At 36.1% G+C, this 11,780-nt stretch carries 8 protein-coding genes; 5 read left to right on the top strand and 3 right to left on the bottom strand.

Features of this window, described 5'->3' with window-relative positions; genetic code table 11:
- Positions 1–7: 7 nt before the first annotated feature.
- The 5 genes from AB671_RS04160 to AB671_RS04180 all read left to right on the top strand — a co-directional run bounded on the left by AB671_RS04160 (position 8) and on the right by AB671_RS04180 (position 8,921).
- Positions 8–2,071 carry a RagB/SusD family nutrient uptake outer membrane protein gene (locus AB671_RS04160; RefSeq protein WP_066679721.1) on the top strand — a complete coding sequence of 688 codons (2,064 nt, stop codon included), beginning with the start codon at positions 8–10 and terminating at the stop codon, positions 2,069–2,071.
- A gap of 195 nt (positions 2,072–2,266) precedes the next feature.
- On the top strand, positions 2,267–4,369 hold the full coding sequence (locus AB671_RS04165) for a bifunctional aldolase/short-chain dehydrogenase (RefSeq protein WP_066679722.1): 2,103 nt from the start codon (positions 2,267–2,269) through the stop codon (positions 4,367–4,369).
- 344 nt (positions 4,370–4,713) lie between these two features.
- Complete coding sequence (locus AB671_RS04170) at positions 4,714–5,994, top strand: sugar isomerase (protein WP_066679723.1); 1,281 nt, start codon at positions 4,714–4,716, stop codon at positions 5,992–5,994.
- Between the two features lie 310 nt (positions 5,995–6,304).
- The gene (locus AB671_RS04175; RefSeq protein ID WP_066679724.1) at positions 6,305–7,690 is read left to right on the top strand and encodes an FGGY-family carbohydrate kinase; all 1,386 of its coding nucleotides are present in this window, start codon (positions 6,305–6,307) and stop codon (positions 7,688–7,690) included.
- A 79-nt stretch (positions 7,691–7,769) separates the two neighbouring features.
- Positions 7,770–8,921 carry an alpha-hydroxy acid oxidase gene (locus tag AB671_RS04180; RefSeq protein ID WP_066679725.1) on the top strand — a complete coding sequence of 384 codons (1,152 nt, stop codon included), beginning with the start codon at positions 7,770–7,772 and terminating at the stop codon, positions 8,919–8,921.
- Positions 8,922–9,092: 171 nt separating this feature from the next.
- On the opposite strand, the gene AB671_RS04185 is transcribed toward AB671_RS04180, so the two are convergent.
- The 3 genes from AB671_RS04185 to AB671_RS04195 form a co-directional block, all read right to left on the bottom strand.
- Positions 9,093–9,704: a DUF1877 family protein gene (locus AB671_RS04185; RefSeq protein ID WP_066679726.1), complete on the bottom strand. Its 612-nt coding sequence runs from the start codon at positions 9,702–9,704 to the stop codon at positions 9,093–9,095.
- A gap of 176 nt (positions 9,705–9,880) precedes the next feature.
- The gene (locus tag AB671_RS04190) at positions 9,881–11,059 is read right to left on the bottom strand and encodes a winged helix-turn-helix domain-containing protein (protein ID WP_066679727.1); all 1,179 of its coding nucleotides are present in this window, start codon (positions 11,057–11,059) and stop codon (positions 9,881–9,883) included.
- Between the two features lie 98 nt (positions 11,060–11,157).
- On the bottom strand, positions 11,158–11,604 hold the full coding sequence (locus AB671_RS04195; protein WP_066679728.1) for a nuclear transport factor 2 family protein: 447 nt from the start codon (positions 11,602–11,604) through the stop codon (positions 11,158–11,160).
- Positions 11,605–11,780 lie beyond the last annotated feature (176 nt).

Below are 11,780 nucleotides of genomic sequence, written 5' to 3' on the forward strand. Positions count from 1 at the left end.
TTCAGTCATGAAAAATATATTTACTAATCGCGGTGTTTTAAAGAAATTAATCATCGTTCCAACTATTTTGATCGCTGGTTTAAGCATCAATTCGTGTAGTGACGATTTTTTAAATCAACCTGCTTATAATTCATCAGATACAGAATCTGTATTTACCAATATAGAAACTGCAGATGCTTTTGTTCAAGGGTTATATAGAGGTCTTGTTCCTACCGAAATGTTTTATCAATTGGGAGCTGGTGACACGGTTACTCATTCTGCGGAAGACGGATCAACCAATAATTCTAAATACAATATCTGTAATTTTCAGTACGATTCAAAAACACCGAATACCGTTACAGGAATCTATTCTGCCATGTATGCGGTAATAGAAAGAACCAATATCGCCATCGATAGATTACCAGATATGCCCGCAAGCCAAAAGCGTGATGCATTATTGGCAGAAGCAAAGGCTATTCGTGCATTTTGTTATTATAATTTGATTAGAGTTTATGGTGACGTACCGGCAATTTGGATACCTTTAGAAGAGGCAGATCCTAATGACCCTAATACGCTTTATCCTAAACGTGCTTCTCGTGACGTGATTTATGATAAAGTAATTGCAGATATACAAGAATCTATAAATAATATGCCTGCTTCTAACGGAACGCCGGAAAGATTAAACAAGCAGTCAACCAATGCACTTTTAGCAAAAATCGCTTTGTATGCAGCAGGATATTCTCTTCGTTGGGATCTCAATACAGGCGCTGCGGGTACGATGTCTCGTAGACCTGATAACACAAGAATACAACAATTATATCAAATTGCAGATACTGCTGCTGCTGCCGTAATTAATGGAGGTACCAACAGTTTAGTTCAGGCTCAAGGCGGAAAAAGTGGTTTTGAAGCTTTGTGGTTTAATTTCGACAGAAGAAATTTTTCAGCGGTAAATCAGGAAATGCTTTGGCATATTGCTTCCTATGGTCCAAATACCAATTCAGCATTTGGAGTGTATGCACATCCGGGTTCACGAGGAGGTACTTATGGTTCTCGTAAAGCTTTACAGTTTATACTTCCAAGTTATTATCTTTCTTTTAATGCAACAGATAAACGCAGAGATGTTGCGACTACTTCTTACAGTATTTATTTCTTAAATGGAGGTGCTGCATCAGATACTTGGGTAGATGTAGGAACTACTTATTCTTGTATTATGCCGGGCAAATTCAGAATCTCTTGGTGTGTAGAGCCACAAGCTGCAGATTCACGTAACTTGAATATTCCTATTATCAGATATGCTGATGTTTTATTGATGTACGCAGAAACACAGAATTATTTAAATTCAGGACCTACAGCCGCAGGAATTGCAGCATTACAACAAGTAAGAAACCGTGCTGGAATCGGGTCATTACCAATTCCAGGTGGTCAGCAAGCTTTTGAATCAGCGCTTGTTCAGGAGCGTAAATGGGAATTTTCAGATGAATTTATGCTTCGTACAGATCTAATTAGAATGAATCGTATCGCTAGTGAAATTGATGCAACAAAAACGGCAATGAAAAATCTATCAAACCGTACTGGCCAGTTTGCGTCAACACCGGTTTACCGTCTTTACAAATATCATAAGAATGCACAGGTTTACGGAGATCCGTTCTTGGCGATTACTTATATTGATTTAACAAATCCTGCACAGATTGCACAAGTTCAGGCAGTTCCTACCAGTTCGGCTGGTTATGCGGCGTATCAAACGACTCTAAAGGCTATAGCATTAGCCAACGGACAAACGTCAACAGCTGACGACAAATGGTATCCTGCCAATATGTTCCAGGCTTATACAAGTACATTTAATGGTAACGCTAGAAAAGCAGTAGGATTTACAGCAGGTTTCAATCAACTTCAGGTTGGTAATATTATTTATACAAAACCAACGGGTTCAGCAGAAAATGGAGGAACCTATCCAAACTGGATCGAAGGTGGTGGAGACGGTCTTTTCTACGGATTTGTACCTAATAAAACAGAATTGCTTCCGTTTGCGGCAGCTTCTGCTGGTCATCCGCTGGTCGATAATCCGAATCTTACTCAACTTCCTGGGTATTAATTTAAAAACTATTCACCGATCAAATATTAATTTATTCTTAACCTTAATGAAATGACTGTACAGCTGAATCGAAACGTGATAAATATCAGTGTTAATTTATCTTTAAATAATCGATTCAGCAGTATAGTACGGGATGCTGTAAAAAATACTACAGTCTAAATTTGGGTTAAAATTCAGAAAACAAAAAGAAAACAAATGGAAAACGTAAAAACATTCAAATACGTAGATTATTTATGGGATGAAAGCAAAGCAGCTTCTTTGGGAGACGATCAGGTTGCTTTATTTTTATACCGTTCAAACATATTAGGAGCAGACCTTAGAATTACCAACTATGGTGGTGGTAATACAAGTTGCAAAACCATCGAAAAAGATCCGCTTACTAACGAACAGGTTGAGGTAATGTGGGTAAAAGGTTCAGGTGGTGACATCGGAACGTTGACAAGAAAAGGGATTGCCGGATTATATACCGAAAGACTGAGAAATCTTAAAAATGTTTACGAAGGTTTAGCAGACGAAGACAGAATGGTTGGCTTATTCGATCACTGTATTTTCGATTTGGACAGCAAAGCACCCTCTATTGATACCCCGCTTCACGGTTTACTTCCATTTAAACACATCGATCACCTTCACCCGGATGCACTAATTGCAGTTGCAGCAGCAAAAGATAGCGAAAAAATTACCAAAGAAATTTGGGGCGACACAATGGGATGGGTTCCTTGGCAAAGACCTGGTTTCGATCTAGGTTTGCAGCTTGAAAAATGTCTTGCTGACAATCCTGGGATTAGAGGAATCGTTTTAGGAAGCCACGGATTATTCACTTGGGGCGATACTTCTTACGAATGTTATATGAATAGCTTGGAAGTAATTGAAACCGCTTCTGAATATATCGCTAAAAAAAATGAAGAGAACGGGCAGGTTTTCGGAGGCCAAAAAGTAGAATCTTTACCAGCTGACGAACGTAAAAACAAAGCTGCTCAATTGATGCCTTTATTAAGAGGTTTAGCTTCTTCTGAAAACAGAATGGTGGGTCATTTTACCGACAGCGATGTGGTATTAGAATTCATCAACAGTAATGATTTGGAAAGATTAGCTCCGCTTGGAACTTCTTGCCCGGATCACTTTTTAAGAACAAAAATTCAACCTTTGGTGTTGACTTTAGATAAAAATGAAGATTTAAGCGATTCTAAAGCTATTTTAGATAAATTAAATCCACTTTTCGAACAATACAGACAAGAATACAAAGAATATTACGAAACGTGTAAGCACCCAAACAGCCCTGCAATGCGTGACCCGAATCCGGTGATCATCATTTATCCGGGAGTAGGGATGTTCAGTTTCTCAAAAGATAAGCAGACGACTCGTGTTGCCAACGAATTTTATGTAAACGCGATCAATGTAATGCGTGGTGCAGAAGCTATTTCAGAATATACTTCTTTACCAAGACAAGAAGCTTTCGACATCGAATATTGGTTGTTGGAAGAAGCTAAATTGCAAAGAATGCCTAAAGAAAAACCTCTTTCAAGAAAAGTGGCAATCGTAACCGGAGCAGGAGGTGGAATCGGACAGGCAATTGCTGATAAAATGGTTGCTGAAGGTGCAGTGGTTGTTTTCACAGACCTTAATCAGGAGGCGGTAGAAGAGGTAACTTCAAAATACAGCAAAGACCAAGCGGTTGCCGTTCCTTGTGATGTGACAAGCGAAGAAGCAATTGCAAATGCTTTCAAAGAAGCCGTTTTAGCATTCGGCGGAGTAGATATTATTGTACATTCTGCAGGTTTGGCGATTTCTAAATCTTTGGAAGACACGACTACAAAAGATTGGGAATTACTGGAAAATGTTTTGGTAAAAGGTCAGTTTATGATAGCTAAAAGCGGTGCTGAAATATTGAAAAAACAAAATTTAGGTGGTGATATCGTCAATATTGCAAGTAAAAATGGTTTAGTTGCGGGACCAAACAATGTAGCTTACGGAACTGCAAAAGCAGCGCAACAACACATGACGAGATTATTGGCAGCAGAATTGGCGGCTGATAAAATCAGAGTAAATGTTGTAAATCCAGACGGGGTTATTGTTGGAAGCAAGATTTGGGAAGGTTCTTGGGCAGAAGGTCGTGCAAAAGCAAACGGAATTACCGTTGAAGAGTTGCCTGCTTTCTACGCAAAGAGAAACTTATTAAATGAAATTATTCTTCCGGAAGATATTGCCAACGGAGTTTTCGCTTGTGTAGCCATTTTAGATAAGACCACAGGAAATATCATCAATGTAGATGGCGGAATGGCAAATGCTTTCCCGAGATAATATTTTTGGTTGTCGGTTTTTAGTTGTCAGTTTTTAACTTCAATTTATTTGGGCAGCTTGATCCGCCTTCCACTCCCGCTTTTTTGCTCGTCGTACCTCCTCACAAAAAGAGCTCCGTTCAAGTCGGGCTGCAATGAGGGGTATCAAGTAGAAAAAGTTTGAATTAAGATAAAACCCTGAAAGGGTGACATAAAATAGCATAGGGTGAAGCCCTATGATGAGTGAAATTCGAAAACGTAGCGGAGCCCTGCAGGGGCAGGATTAATATTTAATAGTAATTTTAAGCATTCAATTCAACCTTGTCAAGGTTTTAAACCTTGACAAGGCTAATTAAAAAATAAACTATGATCATAGGAAAAGATATCATTGAACAATATAATAAAAACGAAGTCGAAAATTTCAATTCAGACTACGCTTATTTATCAGATAAATTAGCAAGATCAGGAGCAAATGTTTCAGATATTGTCAACAAAATTGCCGAATTCCAGGTGGCAATTCCGAGTTGGGCTTTAGGTGCAGGCGGAACCCGTTTCGGAAGATTTTCTTACGGTGGCGAACCATCTTCTTTAGAACAGAAATTAGATGATGTAGGGTTAATTCACGCTTTAACGCATTCTGCAGGCGCTATTTCTCTTCATATTCCTTGGGATATTCCGACTGATGTGAAAGCAATCAAAGAAAAAGCAATATCTCACGGATTAATCTTCGATGCAATGAATTCAAACACATTTCAAGATCAGCCGGGAGCAAAGCAATCTTACAAATTTGGTTCTTTAAATGCCGTAAATGAAGATTCAAGAGCGTATGCCGTAGAACACAATAAAGAAGTAATCAGAATTGGAAAAGAATTAGATTCAAAAAGTTTAACCGTTTGGTTGGCAGACGGAGCAAGTTTTCCGGGACAATTGAATTTCCAGACGGCTTTGGCTAAGACTGAACAAAGTTTAAAAGAAATCTATTCAGATCTACCGGAAGACTGGAAATTGTTCATCGAATACAAACCATATGAACCGAATTTTTATTCAACGACCATTCAGGATTGGGGAACGTCGTTTATGCTTGCAAATGCTTGTGGAGACGGAGCCTATACTTTGGTAGATCTTGGTCATCATTTACCGAATTCAAATATTGAGCAAATCGTTGCAACCTTGATGTATAAAGGGAAATTAGGAGGTTTCCACTTTAATGACAGCAAATATGGAGATGATGATTTAACGGTTGGTTCTATTAAACCTTATGCTTTGTTCTTGATTTTCAATGAATTGGTGTACGGAATGGAAAACAATCCCAACAATCCTTATCCGGCTTGGATGATCGATGCAAGCCATAACATCAAAGATCCTTTGGAAGACTTATTGCAGTCTTTAGAAGCTATCTTAATTGCTTATGCACAGGCACTTTTAGTTGATCAAAAAGCACTGAAAGAAGCACAACAAAATAATGATGTTGTTTTGGCGCAAGATATTTTGCAGAATGCCTACAGAACAGATGTTCGTCCGTTATTAAGAGCGGCGAGATTACAGACAGGTGCCGCATTAGACCCAATAGCAACCTACAGAAACCTAAAAGTAAGAGAGCAATTGATTTCCGAAAGAGGTTTAAATGTAAAAGCAACAGGATTATAAAACCTGTTTTAAAATTGATAATTTCAACTTTCAAGTGCAATTGAGAGTTTAATTATATGTATCCTTATATAGTTTCGTTAAGGTAAAAGTGTTTAGATTGTTAAGTATTTTCTTGCTGTCTAAACACTCCTTAATGATTTAATTAAAAAACTCTTACAAGATTTAAAATCTTCGAGATCTTTGCTGAGTGAAACGCCTTTGCGAACGAAAATAGGTAAAGTATTTTAAAAGAAATCTTTGCGGACTTTGCGTTGAAAAGATTGCTTCGTTCCTCGCAATGACAATAATAAAAAAATAATTCATCATAAGAATGTCCAAGAAAAAGGTAACCATCGTATTTGATATTGGAAAGACCAATAAAAAATTCTTTTTATTTGATAAAAATTACAAAGAGGTCGTTCGGGAATATACAGAATTACCGCTCACGACAGACGAAGACGGTTATCCCACAGAAGACCTTCCGGCATTGCAAAATTGGATCAAAGAAAACTTTAATGCTATTTTGGATGATGAAAATTTTGAAGTAAAAGCCATTAATTTTTCCACTTACGGAGCGAGTTTTGTGCATTTGGATCAGAAAGGAAATGTTCTTACGCCTTTGTACAACTATACCAAACCGATGGATCAGGATATTCTTGATTTATTCTACGAAAAACACGGCGGAAAATTAAAAATTGCCCGTGAAACAGCTTCACCTCAAGCGGGAATGCTGAATTCAGGATTGCAATTGTTTTGGTTGAAATATAAACACCCGGAAATATTCAAAAAAATCCGTTACAGTTTACATTTACCACAATATTTATCGTATTTATTTACTGGAATTTGTGTTTCAGAATTCACGTCAATCGGTTGTCACACGAATCTTTGGGATTACGACAAAGCAGATTATCACGATTGGGTTTACGAAGAAGAAATTGATGCTTTATTGCCTCCAATCGTTCCAACTTCTGCAAGTATCAACACTTCTTACAGAAATAAAAAAATTAAAATCGGTGTCGGAATTCACGACAGTTCATCAGCACTTTTACCTTATATTTTAAGTAAAAAAGAACCGTTTTTATTGCTTTCTACGGGAACCTGGAGTATTTCTTTAAATCCATTTAACGATGAAAGCTTGACCGATGAAGACATCGAAAACAACTGCCTGAATTATATGCGGATTGACGGAAAACGTGTGAAAGCATCACGTTTCTTTATGGGAAATGAATACAAGATCCAGGTCGAAAAACTGTGTGCTTATTACGGAAAAGAATATGGTTTCCACAGAGAAGTGAAATTTGATCAGGATCTATACCTTCGTTTGATGAAACACAAAGCCATCTATTTTCGTTTTGAAGGGATCATTTTAAAACGAAAAATGATTACAGCAACAGATTTAAATTCATTTGCTACCTTTGAAGAAGCGTATCACCAACTGATGATTGAATTGATGGATCTGCAGATTCATACGATTACAAATGCCATCGGAAATTCAGAGATCAAAAATATTTATATTGACGGCGGTTTTACAGACAATGATGTTTTTATGAAACTGATGTCTCATCATTTTCAGCATTACAATGTGATGTCTACACACTCTCCGTTGGGATCGGCTTTGGGAGCATCAATGGTGATTTCAAACAAAAAAATAGACGAAACTTTTTTACAGCAGCATTATCAGATGAAAGTGCTTCAACCGTTAATTTTAAATTATTAAATTTTGTTGTTGGTTGATCGTTGTCAGTTGATGACAAACCTAAAGCCAACAACCAAATATCAACAACTAACAACTGATTATGGCGTTTCCATTTGATACAAGATATGCATCACTCGAATTGTTAATCGAAAAAGCAAAAAAAAGAATGCCCCGTTTCGCTTTCGAATATCTCGATGGCGGATGTAACGAAAACATCAACCGAGACAGAAATACAAGCGAATTGAGAGAAGTTTTGCTTCGCCCGCAATATCTGAACAATAATTATGCGGAAGCCAATATGGAAACTGAATTGTTTGGCGTAAAATATTCTGCACCTTTCGGAATTTCTCCTGTTGGTTTGCAAGGATTGATGTGGCCCAATGCACCGGAAATTTTAGCGAAAGCAGCCTTTAAACATAATATTCCTTTCATATTAAGTACGGTAACGACAAGCAGTCTTGAAAGAATTTCTGAATTAACAGAAGGAAAAGCCTGGTATCAATTATACCATCCGAGAGAAGAGTGGTTGCGTGACGATATTCTAGACCGTTGCGAAGCTTCAGGTTACGATGTTTTGGTTGTTTTGGCAGACGTTCCGACTTTTGGATACAGAGCGAAAGAAATCAGGAATGGTTTGGCAATGCCTCCTCAATTGAATTTCAGAAACGTTTCCCAGGCTTTGGCAAAACCAGAATGGTGTTTGGAAATACTTAAACACGGAGTTCCAAGTTTTAAAACCATGGAAAAATACATGGATAAAAATATGGGCGTGAAACAACTTGGTCAGTTCATGAATTCTACATTTTCCGGTAGATTAAATTCAGACAGAATAAAAGCTATTCGCGATAAATGGAAAGGAAAATTAGTCATTAAAGGGGTGGCTTCTGACGAAGATGCTGCAGAAGCAGTTCGTTTAGGATTCGACGGAATGATTATTTCAAATCACGGAGGAAGGCAGCTTGATGCAGGAGAATCTACGATTGCTGTAGTGAAAGATATCAGTGAAAAATACAAAGGTCAAATCAAAATAATGATGGACAGCGGCGTAAGAACCGGTCCTGATGTTGCCCGAGCTTTGAGTTGTGGCGCAGAATTTACCTTTATGGGAAGAACTTTTATGTACGCCGTTGGAGCTTTAGGTGATAAAGGTGGTGACCATATTATTGAAATGCTTAAAATGCAGTTCAGGCAAGTGATGGAGCAGGTTTGCTGTGATAAGCCTGAAGATCTGCAGAAATTTAGAGTAAAGTAGTTTTTAAGCTGGAAGCAGGAGGTGGGATGTTTGAAGTTTTACAATTCAGTAAAAAACGAAATAGAATAGAACGGGCTTTAGTCCGTTTTTTTTGTAACCAATTCAGAGACTTTAGCCAAAACCAATATTCAGAACAAATTTTAAATCAAGCTAAGTACATAGAAATATATTTTAGCTTATTTTAATCACAACAAATGCATTCAATAGTTTTGCTTCGTTAAAAAATGCTTTTAATTCTTCAAACTCGTCTTTTAAATCGGTTAGGTTTTCTGGCTTTATCAATTTATAAACTAAATTTTTCATTTTATCATAGTCGTAAAACTCTACAATGTCTGAAAAATCTATAGGTTGTAATAAATCAGAGATTTCTAAGGTTTTAAAATTATCGAAATATTGGAAACGTAGATATTGAGAATTGTTTATAATATCAGTTCCTCCAAAAAATACTTTAGTATTATCAAAATTAATATTTTTCGATTTTAAAAATTTAATTAAAAGATAGTTTAAGGTTTCATATCCACGAGTTTGGCTATAAAACCGAAACTTATCGATTTTGTTGTCTGGATAATGTGATACAACAACCTTTGAGTCCTCAATTAATTCTTTTAAAACATTTTCTGGAGTTCCGTCTGGATTTGACTGAATCATTCTAAGATGTAATTTCAGTTTGTCTATGTCTTGAATTTTATCAAAATCATTTGCATAATCTTCATTTACTTTAGCTTTTTCAAGAATAAATTTAGCTTTGTTTGAAATTGCAAAAAGTGTTAAGTCGAGACCCATTTTAATAATATTTTTTTTAATTTGTTATGACTGGAAGTTTTACAATTCAGAAAAAAATGAAATAGAATAATTTTATCAATAGGAACAGGCTTTAGTCCGTTTTTTTTGTTACATATTGAATTTGACTAAAATTTACTGAAATGTTCCGAAATAAGCATTTATCTGCTTTGTAATATTTACATTTCTTGTTTTAGTCTGTTTATTAAGTTTGATGGGCTTACTTGGTTGAGTTGAATAGATTCACAACCGTTAAAAGTTGCGAAGTGTTTTATAGATTCTATAAAACCTTTTGCCCACGATTCAATATCGAAATTTTGATTTTCTATATAAAGATGAATGATTTCCAATTGTTTTTCTTTTCTATGAGCTTTGCAATCTACTCTGCCTATCAACTGGTTACCAAATAAGATGGGTAAACAGAAATAACCATATTGTCTTTTCTCTTTTGGAGTATAGCATTCTATCCGATAATCGAAGTTGAAAAAATGCTTAATGCGTTCACGATGAATGATAGAATTGTCAAACGGTGATAAAATTCTACTATTTAAGTCACTTTTTTTAATCTCCTTTTCGATTAAGTCAGTTTGGATAAAAATAGTGGGATAACCTTGAATTTCTATTTTTTGTATTGTTCCTTGGTCAAGCATTGAATGCAAAACTTCATTTACATTTTTTCTTATTGCTTCTCCTGTTTTAAGATGTGTGATTTGTTTGACGGTTGTAAATCCGTAAGCTCGCAGATATGTTTTTACTAAATAATCAGCAAATTCAAAAGGACTTGGCACAGTCAAATCAATATCTTTAGGCAAAACTCTTTCCGAAATGTCGTACGTTTTTTGCATTCCTTTACGCTCCGAAATCATTAAATCTCCTTGTAAAAAAAGTCGTTCCAAAGCAATTTTTGTAGGTTTCCAATTCCACCAACTGCCCGGTTTCTTAGATTCATTTTCAAAATCTCTTGCTTTTTTCGGCCCTTCTGCACGAATGGTATCTAGCACATATTGCATCACTTTAGGCTCCGCATTGTAATAATGTTTTTCATTTTGTTTTACGTCCAACATTTGTGGCAAAGAGAAACGAAAATCGCGCATCGGAAGGTATGAAGCAGCATGAAACCAATATTCAAAAACTTTACGTTCTTTTACAAGTTCATCTAAATGTTCCGTTTTATAATCTGGAATTCTTGTCCAAAGCGTGTGATGATGCGCACGTTCAACGATAGATAAAGTGTCTATTTGCAAGTAGCCAAGATGTTCCAACGCATTGAGCACCGCCTTTTTTCCTTTTCCGAATGGCGATGGGTGTAGTAAGCCTTGACTTTCTAATGTTACTTTTTGTAGATTTTCTAATGTCACTTTCTTCTAGTATTTTTATTCAAAAACTGAAATATAAATTTCTACTTCTGCTTTATCTGCATCATAATATTTTTGTCCGCGGATACTGTAATTTTAAATTATTTACTTTTTTTCTCCGATTTCACAGCCTGTCTCGCCAGCAATTTCCAGTCTTTTTTAATTTTCGTCCAAACCAGTAAAATATCCAAAGTCACATCTCCCGGAGCTTTTCCGAGATCAGCCGTCGTAGCATAAAAATGGTGTCGAACAATTGCTGTATTTCCAACGATACTGACGTTTTGATTAGTAATATTAATGGTTAAAAAATCAGATTTTTTGCTGACTAATTTTTCTACAAATTCTTTGGCATCATCAATATGCCCTCCCGAATGTCCGTAAGTCAATTCCGGTACAATCAATGATTCTAGCGCTGATTTTTCACCATTGATCATGGCTGATCTGAGTTTTTCTGCCGCATCTGTTACGGATTGAGTATCATCTTTTTTCTGCCCGAAAACAGCAATTGCCATCAGAAAACTCATGGCAAAAATTAATTTCTTAATCATTATTATAGAATATTATTTTTAAAATTGTGTAAAAAATTTAAAATTATTGTAGTAACTATTTGCATTATAGTTAATTAAAATGTAATTTCTATCAACTATCAACTATCAACTATCAACTATCAACTATCAACTATCAACTATCAACTATCAACTATCAACTATCAACTATCAACTAT

The sequence above is a fragment of the Chryseobacterium sp. BGARF1 genome, assembly GCF_001677955.1.
Taxonomy (GTDB): domain Bacteria; phylum Bacteroidota; class Bacteroidia; order Flavobacteriales; family Weeksellaceae; genus Chryseobacterium.